This window comes from Rhizobium sp. RU33A (assembly GCF_900156055.1).
Taxonomy (GTDB): Bacteria; Pseudomonadota; Alphaproteobacteria; order Rhizobiales; family Rhizobiaceae; genus Allorhizobium.
The window spans coordinates 247520-266348 of record NZ_FTMQ01000004.1; the positions used below are offsets into that span (position 1 = coordinate 247520).

The window sequence follows — 18829 nt, forward strand, 5'->3', positions numbered from 1 at the left end:
GCATGAAGACCAGACGCATCGGCAAGACCGCCCTCGAAGTGACCGAATACTCATTCGGCACGGCCCCACTCGGCGGCCTCTACCGTCCCTGCCCCCGCGATGTCGGGATCGCCACGCTGCAGGCGGCCTGGGATCACGGCATCCGCTATTTCGACACGGCCCCGCATTACGGCTTCGGCCAGGCCGAACGTTATGTCGGCGACTTCCTGCGCGACAAGCCGGAAGACAGCTATGTGCTCTCCACCAAGGTCGGCCGTCTGCTCGCACCCGTACCGAAAGACCAGATCCCGAATGTCGGCTTCGTCGATCCTCTGCCCTTCAAGCTGGTCTACGACTACAGCTATGACGGCATCATGCGTTCGGTCGATTTTAGCTACGCGCGCCTCGGCCTCAATCGCATCGACATCCTCTATGTCCACGACATCGGCGTCTACACACACGGCCGCGAGGTCAACGATCGCTATATGAAGCAGCTGCGCGATGGCGGCTACAAGGCGCTCGATCAGCTGAAATCCTCTGGCGCCATCAAGGCCTTCGGTCTCGGCGTCAATGAAGTCCCCGCCTGCCTGGAGATGATGGCGGACATCGACATCGACGTCATCCTGATGGCGGGTCGCTATTCGCTGCTTGATCGTTCCGCTGTCGAGGAACTCCTGCCGCTCTGCGAAAAGCGTGGCACCTCGATCACCGCCGGCGGCGTGTTCAATTCCGGTATCCTGGCGACGGGTGCCGTTCCGGGCGCGCATTTCGACTACACCCCCGCAACCGATGAAGTGCTCGGCAAGGTGCGCGCGATGGAAGACCTGGCAAAGCAGGCCGGAAAGCCGCTCGCGCAGTTCGCCATGCAGTTCCCGCTGCACCATCCGGCCGTCGCCTCCGTCATCATCGGCACAGCGAAACCGGAAAGCCTTCACCGCAACATGGCTCTGACATCAGAGGAACTGCCGGCCACCGCCTTCGCACCCTTCGAGGCGCACACACTCGTTGCACCGCCGCTCGGCGATGCGCCTGTCAGGGAATAGGAGCGCGCCATGCTGAAGGGCATCCACCCTCTGCTCGGACCTGACCTGCTGCACGCCATCGCCACCATGGGGCATGGCGACGAGATCGTCATTGCCGACGGCAATTTTCCGGCAAGCACAATGGGTCCCCCGGTGATCAGGGCAGACGGCGTCGGCGCCGTCGAAATCCTGGAGGCGATCCTCGCCCACATGCCGCTCGACCAGTTCGTCGAGGATGCGGCCTGGCGCATGCAGGTGGTCGGTGACCCCCACGCGGTCCCGGAAATCTGCGCCGAATTCCAGTCGGTGATCACGAAACTGGCGGGCGACGTCCAGCTCGAAAGCCTCGAGCGCTTCGCCTTTTACGAACGCGCCCAGACGGCAGCATACATCGTCGCGACCACGGAATTACGGATTTACGGCAACGTCATCCTGAAGAAGGGCGTCGTCTATCCGGAAGAGGTTCACCGGGTCTGAGGAGCCCCGGGAAGCCCTGGGTTTCAAGGCAAAAGCGAGTTCGGAGGAGCTCATTTTGCCCGCTTGCATTCTCCAGAATGCTGGAGTAGCGTGCCTCGATAAAATGTTTTTTATCGATAAAGATCGACCCGGTTGCGTTCTGCAGGTCGATCTCACCGGAGGAACAGGACGCGTTGAGAGGAGAACCACAATGACCATTCTGAAGAGCATGACTCGCCGCGCCCTGATGGGGATCGCCGGCGCTGCAATGATGACGTCGATGATGCCGGCCGCATCCTTCGCCCAGGACGTGACCATTCCGATCATCGTCAAGGACACCACGTCCTTCTACTGGCAGATCGTGCTCGCCGGCGCCCGTCAGGCCGGCAAGGACCTCGGCGTCAACGTGCCGGAACTCGGCGCTCAGTCGGAATCTGACATCAACGGCCAGATCAGCATTCTCGAGAACGCTGTTGCCGGTGCCCCGGCCGCCGTCGTCATCTCGCCGACCGAGTTCAAGGCCCTCGGCAAGCCGATCGACGAAGCAGCCAAGGCAGTGCCGATCATCGGCATCGACTCCGGTGCGGATTCCCAGGCCTTCACATCGTTCTTGACCACGGACAACGTCCAGGGTGGCCGTATCGCCGCTGACGGCCTGGCAGCCGCCATCAAGGCAGCAACCGGCAAGGAAGAAGGCGAAGTCGCCATCATCACCAGCCTGCCGGGCGTCGGTTCGCTCGATCAGCGCCGCGAAGGCTTCCTCGACCAGATGAAGACCAAGTATCCGGGCATCACCGTCGTCGTTGACCGCTTTGCCGATGGTCAGGCCACGACCGGCCTGAACATGATGACCGACCTGATCACCGCCAACCCGAACATCGTTGGCGTCTTCGCCTCGAACCTGATCATGGCGCAGGGCGTCGGCCAGGCGATCGCCGAAAACAAGCTCGGCGACAAGATCAAGGTCATCGGCTTCGACTCGGATGAAAAGACCGTCGGCTTCCTCAAGGAAGGCGTTCTCGCCGGCCTCGTCGTCCAGGATCCGTACCGCATGGGCTATGACGGCGTGAAGACGGCGCTTGCCGTCTCCAAGGGCGAGAAGGTCGAGACCTTCGTCGACACCGGCGCGAACCTCGTCACCCAGGCCAACATGGCTGAGCCGAAGATGGATGCCCTTCTGAACCCGAAGGTCAACTGATCGAAATTTCGGCACGCGCGGCATCCGTCGCGCGTGCCGAAACGGAAATGGCGGACGCGGGAGGCGTCGGCCGGTTTCCCTGCTTTACGGGAGGAATGACATGACTTCGCTGCACGATGTGAGCCACCGGCATGACGACGCGCCGGAACTTCTGGAGACCGATCGCATCCCGCCAGGAACGCCGATACTCGAGCTCGTGGGCCTGCAGAAGAAGTATGGCGCCGTGGAGGCTTTGAAGCCCGCGACAGTAAGTTTCCTTGCCGGAGAGATTCACGCCATCGTCGGCGAAAACGGCGCCGGAAAATCTACACTCATCAAGCTCCTGACCGGCGTCATTCCGCGCACCTCGGGCGAGATTCGTTGGTGCGGCAAGCCCGTGGCGCTCGCCACCCCGAACGAGGCGATCCAGCGCGGAATCAATGCCGTGCACCAGGAAGTCGTTCTCTGCTCGCATCTCTCGGTCGCCGCCAACATGTTCCTCGGCGACGAGATGTCGTCCGGCGGCATCATGCGCCAGCGCGCCATGACGCAGGCCGCCCAGAACGTCCTCGACGACCTCGGCTTCAATCTTCCCGCCGGCGAAATCCTCGGCAACCTGACGATCGGTCAACAGCAGCTGATCGCCACCGCCAAAGCCGCGATGCGCGGTATCCGTTTCATAATCTTCGACGAACCGACCGCCTACCTGACGCGCCAGGAATCCGCCCAGCTCTTCCGACTGATCCGACGTCTGCAGTCCGAAGGCGTGACGATCGTCTATATCAGCCACCGGATGGAAGAGGTCTTCGAGCTCGCCGACCGCGTCTCGGTCCTGCGCGACGGCACTCATGTGGGCACCCGGCTGATCGGCGAGACCAATGATGCCGAACTCATCTCGCTAATGATCAACCGTTCGATCGAGCAGATCTACCACAAGGAAAAGCTGCCGATCGGCGCCACCATCCTAGAGGCCAAGGGACTTTCCGGTCCGGGTTTCTCGGATGTCTCTCTTTCGGTCCGCTCGGGCGAAATCGTCGGCCTCTACGGCCTGATCGGTGCCGGTCGCAGCGAATTTGCGCTGGGTCTCTATGGCCGTCACAAACTGACGGCAGGCGAAGTCTTCTGGGACGGCAAGAAGGTCGTCATCGATATCGAGCGCAAGGCCATGGACCTCGGCATCGCACTCGCCCCCGAGAGCCGGCGCGACCAGGGCCTCTGCCTCAACCTGCCGATCGGCCTCAACATCAACCTGCCGGTTTTCGGACGCCTGAGCCGGGGCCTCACCATCAGCCCGAAACTGGAAGCCGGAAACGCCGACAAGCAGATCAACGACCTGAAGATCAAGACGCCGACCCGCGCCGTGCTGGCCTCTGCCATGTCCGGCGGCAACCAGCAGAAGATCGTGATCGGCAAGTGGCTGAGCCACGGCGCGCGCCTCTTCATCTTTGATGAGCCGACCGTCGGCGTCGACGTCGGCACCAAGGCCGAAATCTATCGCCTCTTCGCAGAGCTCCTGAAGCAGGGTGCCGGCATCATCCTGATCTCCTCCTACCTGCCCGAGGTCTACGAACTCGCCGACCGACTGCACGTCTTCCGTCAGGGCAAACTGGTGGCGAGCCACGACTATCGAAGCGCATCGCATGAAGACGTGCTGACCGAGGCGATCGGCGTCTGAGCTGCCGCCAAACAACGACATGAAAAGACGACTGGGAGGACAAAGATGAGCACCGACACCACAGAGACAAAGGTCGCGCCAAAGAGGGGCATGAGCATCCTCTTCAGCCTCACACTGCTCGGCCTCCTGCTTTTCCTCTGGCTGCTTCTCGGCTTTGCCACCAACAGCTTCTGGACGCCCAACAACATCAGCAATCTGCTGCGCCAGGGTTCGATGACGGCAATCCTTGCCGTCGGTCAGACCTTCGTCATCATCACCGCCGGCATCGACCTTTCGGTCGGCGCGGTCGTCGGTTTTGCCAGCGTCATCCTCGCCTGGCTATTGGCTGCGGGGCTGCCGGTCTGGCTGGCGATCATCCTCACCCTCCTGATGGGTGTGGCGATCGGCAGCTTCCACGCCTTTGGCATCGTCCGCATGGGTCTTCCCGCATTCATCATAACGCTCGCGACGCTCACCTCGCTCCGCGGCATTGGTCTCTTGATCACCAATGGATCGACCATCTCGATCTCCAACGAGGCCTTTACCAACTTCGCCCGAGCCGACTTCCTTGGTGTGCCCAGCCTGTTCTGGATGGTCATCGTCGTCGCCGTGCCGGCCTATGTCTTCCTGCACTTGAGCCGCTGGGGCCGCTATCTCTTCGCGGTCGGCTCGAACAGCGAGGCGGCGCGCCTCTCCGGCGTCAACGTCAACCGCACGATCTACATGGCCTATATCCTGTCCTCGACCTGTGCGGCCTTCGTCGGCATCCTGCTTGCCTCGCGTATCGGGATCGGCAACGCCACCCAGGCAGAAGGCTGGGAACTGCAGGCAATCGCCTCCTCGGTCATCGGCGGCACCAGCCTCTTCGGCGCCGTCGGTTCGGTCCAGGGCCCGCTGCTCGGCGCCTTCATTCTGGCGACGATCAACAACGGCGCCAACCTGATGAACGTCAACTCGTTCTGGCAGCGCATCATCACCGGCGCCCTGATCATCCTGATCGTCTATTTCGACCAGCTCCGCCGCCGCGGCAGCCGCTGAGAATTTCCCAAGGTGGGGGTGCCGCGAATGGCATCCCCTTTTTTTTCGTCAAACCTTGCCGGGCAGCCGAAAGGAATAAGCATGAAGGCCGCATTGTGTGTTGAACCGGGCCGTCTCGAGATCGTCGATCGCGATCCGCCGCCGCGTCCAAAAACAGGCGAAGCCCGCATCGCCATCAGCCATGTCGGCATCTGCGGGACGGACTATCATATCTTCGAAGGCAAGCACCCCTTCCTGGAATACCCGCGCATCATGGGCCATGAGATCTCGGCGACCGTCGTGGAGGCGGGTGAAGGCGTCGACTTGGGCGCCGGCACGAAGGTCATCGTCAATCCCTATGTCGCCTGCGGCACCTGCATCGCTTGCCGCAAGGACAAGCCAAACTGCTGCACCAATATTCGCGTGCTCGGTGTCCATACCGATGGGGCAATGTGCGAGGAGATCACGGTCCCTGCCGTCAACCTTTATCCCGCTGACGACCTGTCCCCGGAAGCCGCAGCCACCGTCGAATTTCTGGCGATCGGCGCCCATGCCGTTCGTCGCTCTATGGCGCCCTCGGGATCAAGAGCACTGGTCGTTGGCGCAGGCCCGATCGGGCTTGGCACGGCGATATTCGCCCGCATTGCCGGACACGACGTGACCCTGCTCGACACCAGCAGCGAGCGCCTGTCGATGGCAGCCGATCGCCTGGGCTTCACATCAAAGCTAATCGCCGATGACAGTCTCGAGTCCGAGGTCGCGGACTTGACCGGGGGAGACGGCTTCGACGTCGTCTTCGACGCCACCGGCTATCGCCCCTCGATGGAACGCGCCTTCCGCTTTGTCGCCCATGGCGGAAGCCTCGTGCTGGTCAGCGTGGTCAAGGAGGACATCACATTCTCCGACCCGGAATTCCACAAGCGCGAGATGATGCTGATCGGCAGCCGCAACGCGACCCGCGTCGACTTCGATCATGTCCGCAAATCGATCGCGGATGGCCTCGTGCCGATCGACCAGCTGATCACGCATCGCACCACGCTTGCGGATCTTGCGGAGGATCTGCCGCGCTGGGCGCGGGAGAAATCCGGCCTCATTAAGGCTCTGATCCAGATCGGCTGATGGCCGGGACGAAAAAAGGCCCGCAGCTCTGTCTGCGGGCCTTTGTGTTTCGTGTGCGTGATATCAGTGCTTCTGCAGGAAGGCGGCGATCGCATCGACCTCGCCTTGCGAAACTTCGTGGCCGCCTTGATGCAGGAAGGTCTCTACCTGAGCGCCTTGCGCCTCGAAATAGGCCGTCAGCCGCTCGGTCAGCGGCAGCGGGCAGATTGGATCTCGCTGGCCGGCAGTCACGAGCACCGCAACATCCGAAAGCCCAGGCTGTGCCGGTGGATCGAACGGGATCAGCGGATGCATCAGGATCACGCGGTCGAAGAGATCAGGCGCTCCGAACAGAACGGAGGCCAGAATGTTGGCACCATTCGAGTAACCGAGCCCATAGATCGGGCGATCCGGGTTCTTTTGCTTGTGAGCGCGGATAAAGGCCGCCATCTGGACCGTCCTCTCTGCGAGATCGGCCATGTCATAGACACCTTCGCCGGTGCGCTTGAAAAAGCGCGCAGCGCCGTATTCCGATACGTCGCCGCGTGGCGAGACAATGCCGGCTTCCGGCAGGATCTGCTTCACCAACCCCGGAAACTGATGTTCATCTCCACCGGTGCCATGGAAGGTGAAGACCAGCGGTGCGGCACCCTCTGGTGCCTGGTAGAGGTGGATGTAGCTGTCGAGTGCCATGATGCTTTCCTCCACAAGAGGGGGCGACGCCGTCAGTCATCGCCCCGCTATGCGATTAGTCCTTGATCGGGGTCAGATGGGCTTCGATCTGCGAGCGATACTGCTGGTAGCGGGTCGGCAGCTTCAGCGCCTCGCCGAGATGAGCGGTATCTTCGTCACGGTTGAAGCCAGGTTCGTTCGTGGCGATTTCGAACAGCACACCACCCGGCGTGCGGAAATAGATCGCCCAGAAGTAATCACGGTCGATGACCGGCGTCACCTGGTACCCCGTGTCGAGCAGCGCTTTGCGCACTTCGAGCTGTGCCGCACGGTCTTCCACGGCAAAGGCGACGTGGTGCACCGAACCTGCACCCTGCTGGGCATACGATGCGCCCGGCAGTACTTCGAGATCGATATAGTCGGCGCCATTGCCGCCGGTGACCGCATAGCGAACGAAGTCACCCTGTTTGTCGACCGGCTGGTAGCCCATGAACTTCAGGAGTTCGCCGGTCGCACCTTCGTCGCGCAACCGCATGGTCACGCCGCGGAAACCATGAACACCTTCCGAAACGCCAACCGGACCGCCAGCGAAGGGCACGCGGCTGTCGCCATCGACTTCGGCAAGGGCAAAGCCATCGCCATCGGGACCGGCGAAACGCAGGCGGTCTTCACCGAAGAGCGAATAGGAGCCAACCTCCTTCACGCCTTCCTTCGACAGGCGCTCCTGCCAGAAGCCGAGCGTGCCCTTTGGCACAGAGAAGACGGTCTCCGACACTTCACCTGCGCCACGACCGCCCTTGCCCATATTGGCGAAGGGGAAATAGGTCATGACCGAGCCGGCATTGCCGACTTCGTCGCCGTAATAGAGGTGGTAGACATCGGGCGCGTCGAAGTTGACGGTCTTTTTGACCCGGCGAAGGCCAAGCGTCTTGGTGAAGAAGTCGTTGTTTTCTTGGGCATCCGCGGCCATCGAGGTAACGTGATGCAGGCCTTTGATCTGGGTAAGCATGGCTCTGATCCTTTCCCGGCAGTCGCGCCGGTCTTGTTCTGTTGGACGGAATATGGGCCATGGCTTTTCTGTTGTGAACAGTTGTAATATTGCGGATATTATTTCACTGGGAGCAATAATCCGATGGGCGAGCTCGAAGCGATCAGAACCTTCCTCACGGTTGCCGACCAGAGCAGCTTCAGCGCCGCAGCCCGCCGCCTCGGCATGACACCAGCCTCGGTCACCCGAACGGTATCGAGCCTTGAAGAACAGCTCGGGGTTCAGCTGCTGTTGCGGACCACGAGAAAGGTCTCCCTGACCTCGGCGGGCGCCGCTTATGCTGCACGCGTCGCACCGCTGGTCAAGGGCCTTGCTCGCGCAACCGAGGAGACCCGGGATCTACAGAAGGTCACGGCGGGCTCGCTTCGCGTCTCGGCCCCGATGTCGCTAGGCATGAAAGTCCTGCCGACCGTCCTGTCTCAGTTTTCCATCATCCACGCGCGCACAAGTGTGGCGATCGAGCTGTCCGACCGTTTCGTCGACATTGTGCAGGAAAACTACGATCTGGCGATCCGCATCTCGGGTCCACCGACCGACAAGTCGACGATCTGGCGCAAGATCCGTCCGGTTCCGAGGGTCCTGGTCGCCTCCCCCTCGTTCCTCGCCCGCAACGGCACCCCGAAGGTGCCGGAAGATCTGACGACGCTCGAATGCCTGAGCTATCACGACCAGTCAAAGACCGAGACTTGGGAACTCAGCCGGCCCGGACAGAGCCGCATCGTGGAAGCCAAAGGACGCTTTTCGATCAACAACGGCGATTTCCTTGGTCGGCTTGCCGTCGCGGGAGAGGGAATTGCCCTCCTCCCGCGGTTCATCGTTGAGGAAGATCTCGCCGCGGGCCGACTGGTGGAGGTGCTCCCCGACTGGAGCACGCCGGAAATCTGGCTGACGCTCTACTATCCGCCTTACGAACAGCTGCCGCTCAGGGTCGCGACCTTCTCGGACTTCTTCGAAGCCTTCATCAAGGAAAGCTGGGACGCTGGACGGAGCGCCTGACCAAAATCAGCGGTCGCGCCCGAGAAATTCGCCGATTTCCTGCGCAATACGGTCTGTCGCGATAGACACGTCTACCTTCTTGACCTTCTCGAAGAGCGGCTCGGGGATGGCAGCCTTGCGGGCCTCCGCCAGCCCCTCGAAGAAGCGCGGCGAAAATTCCGGATGCGGCTGATAGGAAAGACCCCAGTCGCCGTAGCGGATGACGGCGTTCTCGCAGGTGTCGGTCTTGCCGACGACTTCGGCTCCCTCGGGTACCTTGATCACCTGGTCCTGATGCCAGGCAAGCAGCACTTGCTCTTCGCCCGTATCGGAGCGCTTGTAGGTCACCGGACCGGCAGACCAGCCGCCCTTGAACTTCTCGACATGCCCGCCGAGCGCCTTGGCCATGACCTGGTGCCCGAAACAGATGCCGACCATGGGCACCTTGGCCGCATGCACCTGGCGAATGAAATCCTCAAGCTTGCGGATCCAATCATGGTCCTCGTAGACGCCGAACTTGGAGCCGGTCAGCAGCCATCCGTCGACCTCGGTCGGACTTTGCGGGAACTCGCCGTCAACGACGAAGTAGCGCTTGAACGAGAAGTCGAAATCGCCCAGCAGCGCGGCGAACATATCGGCGTAATTGCCATACTCGCTCGCGAGTTCGGCGGGTGAGTGACCCGTAACGAGAATGCCGATGGTCTTGGCGGTCATGTGGGCTTCCTGAAACATGCGAAAAGAGCGGCCTTGGGGCCTTGCACTCCGTCCATCTATACCAAATGCTAGTTTGATCAAATTTCAAGAGGGTGCACGGCTATTCAGCACGCCCTGACCACGATAGCAGCGAAAAGGCGGGATCTCGATCTGAACCATGACATTTGAAGAGGGCAAGGCTGAAAAATCGTTGAAGCAGCGGGTCTACTGGACATTGCGCAGCCGTGTAATGTCCGGCGCAGTCGCTCCCGGCCTGCCGATCACCATCAACGGTGTCGCCGAAGACCTGGCCGTCAGTGCCATGCCGGTGCGAGAAGCGCTGCATCGTCTCGTGGCCGACGGAGCCCTGGAATATCTCGACAACCGCCGGGTCCGCGTGCCGGAAATGACGCTTTCCAAATTCGAGGAGATCATTGCCGCCCGCATCGCGCTCGAGACACTCGCGGCAACCAGGGCCTTGCCGCATATCGACGCCGACCGGCTCGAACGTCTGCAGGTGATCGATACCGCGATCGACGACGCCTATGCGGCGAACGATCTGCTGCGTTCGACGGAACTCAACTTCCTTTTCCATCGTACGCTTTACGAGCCCGGAGCCAGTGGTGTCCTTCTCGATCTGATGGAGTCCGTCTGGTTGCGTCTCGGCCCGTTCATGCGGCTTGCCACGGCCAAGCTGGAAGAAAGCTACCGAATTGACCGGCATGCCGAGGCACTGGAGGCGATCCGGGCCAGGGATACAGTCGCGCTTTCGGCCGCAATCGAGGCAGACATTCAGGATGGGGTAGGCCACCTCGGGCGGCACTTCCTAAAGGAAGCAACTGTCGCCGCCCGATGATCTGTCGCGCTTGATGCACCGGGACGAGCGTCAGCCCCGATTGCGGAATGCCAAACGCATCTGCTTTTCAATTTCCACGAGAGCGAAGAACACGGCACCGATCCCGACGATCAGCAACCCGTCCTGCAGGGGAACGCTGTGCGTCCCGAACAGGGATTGCATGAAGGGCAGATAGGTGACGGCGAACTGGGCAACCGTTACCGAGATCACGCAGATCCAGACGACCTTCGTCCCGCGCACGGCCTGCCAGGTGAGCGATGTTCCGTAGATATTGCGGATGAAGAAGACATGGAAGATTTCCATGACGACCAAGGTGTTCATCGCCATCGTGCGTGCGAGCTCAATCGGATAACCCCTGTCCAGCGCGTAGAAGAAAATTCCGAAAACCGCAGCGGCAAAGAGTACGGAAACAAGCAGGACATGCCAGATGAGGTCGCCGGTCAAAAGCGGCTCGTCCCGCCGGCGCGGTGGTCGCCGCATGGTACCCTCTTCCGATGGCTCGAAGGCAAGCGCCAATCCGAGCGTAGTCGCCGTGACCAGATTGATCCAAAGGATCTGGACGGCCGTGACTGGGAGCGTCAGGCCGGCAAAGAGCGCAACAATGATGGTTCCCGCTTCGCCGGCATTCGTCGGCAGGGTCCAGCTGATCACTTTCTTGATGTTGTCGTAGACAGTCCGCCCCTCGCGCACTGCGGCGGCAATAGAGGTGAAGTTGTCGTCCGCCAGAACCAGCTCGGCTGCTTCCTTGGCTGCTTCGCTGCCCTTCACACCCATTGCGATGCCGGCATCGGCCCGCTTGAGGGCCGGCGCATCGTTGACACCGTCACCGGTCATGGCGACCGTCAAGCCCTGGGACTGGAGCGCGGTGACCAGCCGCAACTTGTGAGCCGGCGAGGTTCGAGCAAAGATGTCGGTCTCGGCTGCGGCGAGCGATAGCGTGGCATCGTCCATCCGGTCCAGATCCGCTCCGGTCAGCACACGATCGGTGTTCTTGAGCCCGATCATTCCGGCGATCGCCCGGGCCGTCGCAGCATGGTCGCCAGTAATCATCTTCACCCGGATGCCCGCCTGATGGCAGTCGGCGACCGCGACAATCGCTTCCGGGCGCGGCGGATCGATCAGGCCCACCAGGCCGATCAACGTCAGCGTGCCGGAAAGCTCGGTCTGGACAAGACGGGCACCGCTCTCTGGGGGAGCGCCTATGGCAACCGCAAGCACGCGCTGCCCTTCGGAGGCAAGGACCTCGACCATGTTTTCCCAATAGGGCGCGTCGAGTTGTGCCGACGAACCATCGGGCATGCGCTGGGTGGCGCAAAGATCGAGAACGGCCTCTGGTGCACCCTTCACATGGACATGCCTTTTGTTTTCGTCGTCGACATGAAGGACGGCCATATAGCGATGCGCGGCATCGAAGGGGATGGCATCGATCCGCCGCCAACCTGCGGTGAAGGGATCACTGCCGCCCCCGGTGATCTTGCCCGCAAGCGCCATCAAGGCCCCTTCCATGGGGTCGCCTTCCACCCGCCAGGCGCCATCAGCCGAATGCAGCACGGCGTCATTGCAGAGCCCGGCGGCACGCGCGAATTCGGAGAGAACCGCGTGGTCTTGCGGATCGACATCCGCGTCATTCCAGCGGACGGCACCTTCCGGTGCGTAGCCTTCTCCATCCACGGCATAGACATGGCGCGCCGCTACAAGGCTTGCGACCAGCATTTCGTTGCGCGTCAGCGTACCGGTCTTGTCCGTGCAGATCACGGATACCGAACCCAGTGTCTCGATCGCCGGCAGCCGTCGAACGATCGCATGGCGACCAGCCATCGCCTGGACACCGACGGCAAGTGTGATCGTCATGACCGCAGGGAGACCTTCCGGGATCGCTGCGACAGCGAGACCGACAATCGTCATGAACAGTTCATCGAAAGGCAGATGCCCGACAACCAGTCCGTAGGCGAGCAGCATGCCGGAAATGATCAGGATGAAGAGGGTCAGCCAACGTGCGAAGACATCCATTTGTCGAACGAGCGGCGTCGAGAGAGTCTCGACGGCCTCCAGCATCCCACTGATCTTGCCGATCTCCGTTGCCATGCCAGTCGCAACGACGACACCCTTGCCCGTCCCCGTGGCAACCAGCGTTCCGCTGAACAGCATGGAACTGCGATCACCCAGAACGGCATTGGCCGAGACGGCTTCATGGGTCTTGTCGACAGGCACCGATTCACCCGTCAGGGCCGCCTCCTCGACCTTCAGGCTTCGCGCTTCCAGCAGTCGCAGATCCGCGGGAACGCGATCTCCAGCCTCGACCAGCACGATATCACCCGGCACGAGATCGGCGGCGTTGACGGAAGTCCGGCGGCCGTCACGCAACACCGCGGCATGCGGCGCCAGCATGACCCTGATCGCATTCATCGCATCTTCGGCGCGACCTTCCTGCAGATAACCGACGACGGCATTGCCCAAGACGACCGCAACGATGACGCCCGTATCGATCCAGTGCTGCATGAATCCTGTGACCGCTGCGGAAGCCAGCAGGACGTAAATCAAGACATTGTGGAAATGCGCCAGGAAGCGGACGACAGCGCTGCGCCTTGGTGTTGCAGGCAGACGATTGGCGCCATGGACCTCCAGCCTTCGCTTGGCCTCCTCTGCCCCGAGCCCCGCGACATCCGTATCCATCGCCTGGAGCACCACCTGCGGCGGCAGGGCATGCGGCATCAAATCTGCGGTTCTGTCGTTCATCCCAGTCCTCTGCGCATTTCGATTGTCGAACAGGCCCGCTGAAGAATGGCCTCGGCAGCCCTTGCGGGCACTGCATCTCTGCTGACGTGCGGGAGAATGTCGTCAGGATAGGCCTCTCGCCTTGATCTATGACAATTCTGGACGATGCCGGCCTCGGCTTTGCGCCTCGAACGCCTGTCGGCGAGAACCAACCGGGAGGTGTGGAAGCACAGGCTCAGGCAAGCCTTGCATCTTAAAAGCAGGTCGTCCTGCGCGATGTCCACAGAACCGCCGGGAAGGACTTTGTGCCGGAAGGTGTTGAAAAGGTTGAGACGTATTGCCTCGATCGGCTGCATGCCAACCGGTGGAACACATTTGAGCACATTCGTTTCAGAACAAGAGGCCGATAGCGATGACGTCGATTTCCCTGCTCAGCCCAGCCCAGATCCGGGCGCTCCCCAACTCGACGGTTAGCTCCTGGTCAGACGACGAAATCAGCCAGCTGTCGAGCACGCAGGTCGGCGCCCTGACGTCGTCCCAGATCTCGGCGCTGCAGACAGAAGCCGTCGCAGGCCTGTCGACGTCGCAGTTGAAGGCAATCGCGCCCCGTTCGATCACCGGCCTGACGCTGGACCAGATCACCGCCCTGTCGACCGAAGATGTTTCAAGTCTGGTCGTCTCACAGATCGCGGCACTGTCGGCAAGCCAGCTTGGCGGTCTGTCTTCCGAGCAGTCTGAAGCCTTGACACCGGCACAGGTCGCCAGATTGACCGCAACGCAATTGAGCGCCTTCAGTACTGAAGATCTCGCGACGTTTTCTCCGGAAGACATGGCCGCGATCAACACGGCTGCCTTGAGAGGGCAATCTCCCGAAAGACTGGCGGGCCTGAGCACGACACAGATCGCGGCCTTGAAGCCGAACCATATCGCGACGCTCACGCCGACCCAGATCGCAGCGCTCACCCCCGCGCAAGTCGGCGCCTTCTCGACCCAGCAGATGGCAGCCCTGAGTGCAACCCAGGTTGCAGTGCTGAGCTCCGACCAACTTGGCGCGCTCTCCGCGACGCAAGTCGCGGCCATTTCGCCGCGCGCGATCACTGGCCTCTCGACCACACAAATTTCAGGTCTGGGCAATGAAAAAGTCGGTGCGTTGACCGCCGCGCAGATGGCAACGCTGACCTCGAAGCAACTGCCCGCGTTCAGCACCGAACAGGTGGCCAACTTCTCGACGAGCCAGATTGCGGCGATTAACCCACGCGCCATGTCGGGTCTTTCGGCAGACCAGATCGCGGCTTTGTCGCCGGATCAGATGGCAAGCCTCACCGGCACGCAGATCGCCGCTCTCACCCGCACACAGATGTCGGCCTTCAGCGACGACCAGCTGGCGGCACTCACCGCAACGCAGATCAGGGCGCTGAGCGCGACGCAGATCGCGGCCATACCGCCAGCGACCGTCGCAGGCTTTACCGCAACCCAGATCGCGGCTCTCACACCGAAGGCCGTCGCCGGACTGAATGCCGATCAACTCGCGGCATTGAGTATCGATCAGCTCAAGGGGCTCAGCACCTCTCAGGTCGCTGCCATGACCGCAACCCAGATCGGCAGCCTGTCGAGCGACAAGGTCGCTGGTCTTTCGCCGGCCCAGATCGGTGCGTTGAGTTCCTCTGCCGTCACGGGCCTTACGCCTTCGCAGATCTCCGCCCTGACCCCTGCTCAGATCGGGGCAATGTCGAGCTCGCAGATCTCTGCCCTGAAGACCACACAGGTCGCGGCCTTCACGGCAGACCAGATCTCCGGGTTGACGCCGACACAGATCCGCGGACTGACCGGCCCACAGATCGCTGCCATGTCCGAGAACTTCATCACGGGCTTCTCCGAGGACCAGATCGCAGCCTTGAGCGCGCGCGCTATCGCCGGAATGACGGCCGACCAGATTGGCGCGCTGTCGATGGATCAGCTCGATGCATTGAGCACCAGCCAGATCAGCGCGCTGAACGCCACCCAGATCGCGGCGATACCGGGAGAGGCCATTGATGCGATGAGCCCGGCGAAGATCGCAGCCATCAGTGCAAAGGCGATCACCGGTCTGACGTCGGAGAACCTGGCGTCGCTCGCGCCGACCCAGATCGCAGCCTTGACCGTCACCCAGATCAAAGGCCTCAAGGCCGATCAGGTCTCCAGTCTGACGGCATTCCAGACCGAAGCGATGACCAACAGTCAGATCAGCGCATTGACGGCGGCACAGCTGTCGGCTCTGTCGGTCAACGCCGTAAAGGCATGGTCACCCTCCCAGATCGGCGCCATCTCTTCTGCTTCGATCAGTGGACTGACCACTGATCAGATCACCGCGCTGAATGACAGCCAGATCGACGGTCTCACCGCAGCACAGATTTCACGGATGAATGGGCCGCAGATCGGCGCCCTGTCCAAGGAGCAGCTTGCAGCCTTGCTTCCGACCGAAATTGCGTCGATCTCCGCCAGCGCCGTCTCATCGATTTCGGCTGACAAGATCGACGGTTTGAGCCTGGAGCAGATCGCAAGGCTGACCACGGCTCAGATTTCGGCGATGAAAAGCGAGCAGCTGGTCGCCTTCACGCCCACGCAGCTTGCATCCTTGAGCTCCACCCAGCTGCAAGCCGTAACCTCCGCCCAGATCGCAGCGCTCTCTCCGAGCAACATCGCATCGCTTTCACGCGAGCAGATTGCCAGCCTCTCCGCACGCAGCATAGCGTCTCTGAGCACAGAACAGATCGCCGCCATGTCCGCCGATCAGATCGACGCCATGACGGCGACCCAGATTTCGGGCCTCACGGCAAGCCAACTCGACGCGATGCGCAAGGCTGATATTCTCGCTTTCCTGCCGGCCGAGATTGCAGCGATCAACCCCGGCGCCTTGAGCAGCCTTGATGCGGAGACCATCGCGGCACTCAGCATCGACCAGATCGCCGCCATGACCCCGGCACAGCTGGGCGCTCTGAGCGCCGACCAGGTCGCAGCGCTTACGCCAACCCAGCTCGATGCAATGAGCGCAAAACAGTTGGCAGGCTTTGGTGCAACGCAGGCGAAGGCGCTGACGACAGCGGCGCTGGGCGCGTTGACGCCGGAACAGATTGCCGGCCTGAGCACAGCCGCGATTGCCGCGCTCTCGACCACCCAGATCGCAGCCCTGTCGACAAACCAGATCGAAGCGCTGAACACCGCGCAGATGGGCGCGTTGACGGCGGCACAGGTGGCCGCGCTGACGCCGACCCAGCTGAGCAACCTGCCGGCAGCGAAGCTGGCAGCGATCAGTGCAACCGGCATAGCCGGACTGACCACCCAGCAGATCGCTGGTCTCGGTTCGGACCAGATCAGTGCCTTGACCGCGGCGCAGATCGCCGCCTTGACACCGGAACAGGTCGGCGCAATGACGCCCCAGCAGGTCACGCTCCTGTCGAACACCCAGATCGCAGCCTTGGGCGCCACTCAGGTCGCCGCACTGTCCAACGACAGTCTGGCCACTCTGACGAGCGAGAAAATCGCGGCACTGACAGTCAAGGCAATCCCTGGCCTGACGGCGACACAGATCGCCTCCATGTCGACCACGCAGATCGAAAGTCTGAGCCAGACCCAGATTGCCGCGCTCACCTCGACACAGATCGGAGCACTGTCGTCGGCACAGTTGGCAACCTTCTCCAACGCTGAACTCGCCGCGATCGCTCCTGCAGCGATTCCCGGACTATCGGCAGGAAACATCGCTGGCTTGAGCCAGGAGCAGATAGGTATCCTCACCGCCGCCCAAATCGGTGCCTTGACCTTCGATCAATTGAACGCGCTACGTCCGGATCAGCTGGGCGTCATGACCCCGACCCAGATCGGAGCCCTGACGGCGACCCAGCTCGCTTCGCTGTCGGCGGGGACCATTTCCGGTCTGACCACCACCCAGATCGCAGCCATTTCGACCAAGGCCATCCCCGGCCTGAGCACGGCGCAGATCGCAACGCTGACCGCCAGCCAGATCGATGCGATGACATCGGCGCAGTTCGGTGCTCTGAGTGCCAACCAGTTGTCAGCATTCAGTCCGACAGCACTCGAAACGCTGACCTCTGCGGACATAGCGGCCCTCTCGCCGAGTGCGGTAGGGGGGCTCTCGCCGGCGGTCTTCGCTACACTGCAGCCAGAGCAGATCGCATCCCTGACAACGGGTCAGGTGGCAGCGCTGAGCTATCACCAGCTTCGAGCGATGACCCAGGATCAGATCGGCGCCATGACGCCGGCACAGATCGGGGCGATGAATGCCGTCCAACTGGCAACACTGGGAACAGACCGGGTCGGCTGGCTGACAACGGATCAGATCTCGGCCATGGATCCCAAGGCAATTGGCGGTTTGAGCGTGGCCCAGGTCAGCGCCCTCACGGCCGCCCAGGCGGAAGCCTTGACACCTGCACAGGTCGCAGGGCTCAGTTCGACGCAATTGACGGCCATGGGCGCGAACAACCTGCGGACCTTCTCGGCCGAGGACCTGGCAGCCATCAGTCAGCAGGCGATCCCGGGGCTGACAGTCAGCCAGATCTCCAACATGACGTCATCGCAGCTTCAGGCGATCACGACGACACAGTCCAACTACCTGAGCCCGGACCAGATTGCCGCCGTGCTCGCGGCTTACCAAGCGGCTGGATCCTGAAGAGCTGGCTGAGGTCGGCCAGCGGCCGGCCTCATCTCAGTTTCGGATTGTGAACTGCACACGATCCGCCGGGAAACGGGTAACCGCATACTGAATCGGCCAGCCTGCCGGATCGGTATTGAGCGCACGGGTCACCAGCACGATCGCACCCGGCGTCAACTCAAGATGCATGACGTCATCCGGCTCAGCGTGGACGGCCGAGATCTCGGTAACCTCACGGACGTAGTCATCGACACCACAGCGAGAGAGCGCGCGGGTGATCGAACCCGTTGCGGCGAATGCCGTGTCGATGCCAGCAAACCGCTCTGCCGGAAACCACATGGTTGAGCGTGAGACGGCACGACCATCGGCCTTTCTGATGCCATCGAGCCTCAGGACCTCGTCGCCTGGATTGAGTTTCAGGCGCTTGACGAGATCGGCAGAGGCAGTTTCGCGAGCGGACGACAGCAGGATCCCCTTGAGATCCCGCGCCTGCTCGCCGATGCCTTCGCTGAAGCGGGTACGCCTACCGATCGGAAAATCGAACTTGTCGCGCTGTGTAATCATCGTGCCGCGCCCCTGGGCCGCCCGCACAATGCCTTCTTGGGCGAGCGCCGCCAGTGCCGCGCGCACGGTGTGTCGGTTGACACCAAATTCCTCAGCCAGCGCCGTTTCCGCCGGCACCATGCCCGTCGAGTCATAGAGACCTGTCAGGATATTGGCGCGGATCCGATCGGAAATCTGGCGCCAAAGGGCGACCCCCTTCTGTCTCTGCATCACGGAAATACCGGCTCCCTGTCACAAGCTTGTCACGACCACAAGTTA

General features: G+C 61.9%; 14 protein-coding genes. 9 read left to right on the forward strand and 5 right to left on the reverse strand.

All coding sequences use genetic code 11. From position 1 onward, the window contains the following. Positions 1-2: 2 nt before the first annotated feature. The 6 genes from BW978_RS16460 (at position 3) to BW978_RS16485 (ending at position 6424) form a co-directional block, all read left to right on the forward strand. Positions 3-1022 carry an aldo/keto reductase gene (locus BW978_RS16460; RefSeq protein ID WP_076396928.1) on the forward strand — a complete coding sequence of 340 codons (1020 nt, stop codon included), beginning with the start codon at positions 3-5 and terminating at the stop codon, positions 1020-1022. Positions 1023-1031: 9 nt separating this feature from the next. Then, positions 1032-1478 (forward strand): RbsD/FucU family protein, encoded by a 447-nt coding sequence (locus BW978_RS16465; RefSeq protein ID WP_076396929.1) that lies wholly within the window; start codon positions 1032-1034, stop codon positions 1476-1478. A gap of 190 nt (positions 1479-1668) precedes the next feature. Further along, a complete protein-coding gene (locus BW978_RS16470; RefSeq protein WP_076396930.1) occupies positions 1669-2655 on the forward strand; it encodes an ABC transporter substrate-binding protein in 987 nt (328 codons plus the stop codon). Between the two features lie 100 nt (positions 2656-2755). Further along, the gene (locus tag BW978_RS16475; protein ID WP_076396931.1) at positions 2756-4309 is read left to right on the forward strand and encodes a sugar ABC transporter ATP-binding protein; all 1554 of its coding nucleotides are present in this window, start codon (positions 2756-2758) and stop codon (positions 4307-4309) included. A gap of 45 nt (positions 4310-4354) precedes the next feature. Then, positions 4355-5326, forward strand: coding sequence for an ABC transporter permease (locus tag BW978_RS16480; protein WP_076396932.1), 972 nt, complete (start codon positions 4355-4357; stop codon positions 5324-5326). A gap of 81 nt (positions 5327-5407) precedes the next feature. After that, positions 5408-6424: a zinc-binding alcohol dehydrogenase family protein gene (locus BW978_RS16485; RefSeq protein WP_076396933.1), complete on the forward strand. Its 1017-nt coding sequence runs from the start codon at positions 5408-5410 to the stop codon at positions 6422-6424. A 63-nt stretch (positions 6425-6487) separates the two neighbouring features. On the opposite strand, the gene BW978_RS16490 is transcribed toward BW978_RS16485, so the two are convergent. Beyond that, positions 6488-7096, reverse strand: a complete 609-nt coding sequence (locus BW978_RS16490) for an alpha/beta hydrolase (protein WP_076396934.1) — start codon at positions 7094-7096, stop codon at positions 6488-6490. Positions 7097-7151: 55 nt separating this feature from the next. Then, positions 7152-8084 carry a ring-cleaving dioxygenase gene (locus tag BW978_RS16495; RefSeq protein ID WP_076396935.1) on the reverse strand — a complete coding sequence of 311 codons (933 nt, stop codon included), beginning with the start codon at positions 8082-8084 and terminating at the stop codon, positions 7152-7154. A gap of 123 nt (positions 8085-8207) precedes the next feature. Here BW978_RS16495 and BW978_RS16500 point away from each other — a divergent pair, with 123 nt between their 5' ends. After that, positions 8208-9119, forward strand: a complete 912-nt coding sequence (locus BW978_RS16500) for a LysR family transcriptional regulator (RefSeq protein WP_076396936.1) — start codon at positions 8208-8210, stop codon at positions 9117-9119. Between the two features lie 6 nt (positions 9120-9125). Here the strand turns inward: BW978_RS16500 and BW978_RS16505 are convergent, their stop codons facing one another. After that, positions 9126-9812, reverse strand: coding sequence for a type 1 glutamine amidotransferase (locus tag BW978_RS16505; protein WP_076396937.1), 687 nt, complete (start codon positions 9810-9812; stop codon positions 9126-9128). Between the two features lie 157 nt (positions 9813-9969). On the opposite strand from BW978_RS16505, the gene BW978_RS16510 reads away from it, so the two are divergent. Next, entirely contained in the window at positions 9970-10647 is a 678-nt protein-coding gene (locus BW978_RS16510; RefSeq protein WP_076396938.1) for a GntR family transcriptional regulator, read from the forward strand. 30 nt (positions 10648-10677) lie between these two features. Here BW978_RS16510 and BW978_RS16515 read toward each other — a convergent pair whose 3' ends face one another. Continuing rightward, entirely contained in the window at positions 10678-13383 is a 2706-nt protein-coding gene (locus BW978_RS16515) for a cation-transporting P-type ATPase (protein WP_076396939.1), read from the reverse strand. Between the two features lie 391 nt (positions 13384-13774). Here BW978_RS16515 and BW978_RS16525 point away from each other — a divergent pair, with 391 nt between their 5' ends. Next, positions 13775-18025, forward strand: coding sequence for a hypothetical protein (locus BW978_RS16525; RefSeq protein WP_076396941.1), 4251 nt, complete (start codon positions 13775-13777; stop codon positions 18023-18025). A gap of 36 nt (positions 18026-18061) precedes the next feature. On the opposite strand, the gene phnF is transcribed toward BW978_RS16525, so the two are convergent. Continuing rightward, the gene (phnF, locus tag BW978_RS16530; protein WP_076396942.1) at positions 18062-18781 is read right to left on the reverse strand and encodes a phosphonate metabolism transcriptional regulator PhnF; all 720 of its coding nucleotides are present in this window, start codon (positions 18779-18781) and stop codon (positions 18062-18064) included. Positions 18782-18829: the final 48 nt, after the last annotated feature.

Excerpts from the sequence above, each read along its gene's own strand:
- BW978_RS16460 (WP_076396928.1), top strand. The coding sequence starts at position 3 with ATGAAGACCAGACGCATCGGCAAGACCGCCCTCGAAGTGACCGAATAC.
- BW978_RS16465 (WP_076396929.1), top strand. The coding sequence starts at position 1,032 with ATGCTGAAGGGCATCCACCCTCTGCTCGGACCTGACCTGCTGCACGCC.
- BW978_RS16470 (WP_076396930.1), top strand. The coding sequence starts at position 1,669 with ATGACCATTCTGAAGAGCATGACTCGCCGCGCCCTGATGGGGATCGCC.
- BW978_RS16475 (WP_076396931.1), top strand. The coding sequence starts at position 2,756 with ATGACTTCGCTGCACGATGTGAGCCACCGGCATGACGACGCGCCGGAA.
- BW978_RS16480 (WP_076396932.1), top strand. The coding sequence starts at position 4,355 with ATGAGCACCGACACCACAGAGACAAAGGTCGCGCCAAAGAGGGGCATG.
- BW978_RS16485 (WP_076396933.1), top strand. The coding sequence starts at position 5,408 with ATGAAGGCCGCATTGTGTGTTGAACCGGGCCGTCTCGAGATCGTCGAT.
- BW978_RS16490 (WP_076396934.1), bottom strand. The coding sequence starts at position 7,096 with ATGGCACTCGACAGCTACATCCACCTCTACCAGGCACCAGAGGGTGCC.
- BW978_RS16495 (WP_076396935.1), bottom strand. The coding sequence starts at position 8,084 with ATGCTTACCCAGATCAAAGGCCTGCATCACGTTACCTCGATGGCCGCG.
- BW978_RS16500 (WP_076396936.1), top strand. The coding sequence starts at position 8,208 with ATGGGCGAGCTCGAAGCGATCAGAACCTTCCTCACGGTTGCCGACCAG.
- BW978_RS16505 (WP_076396937.1), bottom strand. The coding sequence starts at position 9,812 with ATGACCGCCAAGACCATCGGCATTCTCGTTACGGGTCACTCACCCGCC.
- BW978_RS16510 (WP_076396938.1), top strand. The coding sequence starts at position 9,970 with ATGACATTTGAAGAGGGCAAGGCTGAAAAATCGTTGAAGCAGCGGGTC.
- BW978_RS16515 (WP_076396939.1), bottom strand. The coding sequence starts at position 13,383 with ATGAACGACAGAACCGCAGATTTGATGCCGCATGCCCTGCCGCCGCAG.
- BW978_RS16525 (WP_076396941.1), top strand. The coding sequence starts at position 13,775 with ATGACGTCGATTTCCCTGCTCAGCCCAGCCCAGATCCGGGCGCTCCCC.
- phnF (WP_076396942.1), bottom strand. The coding sequence starts at position 18,781 with ATGCAGAGACAGAAGGGGGTCGCCCTTTGGCGCCAGATTTCCGATCGG.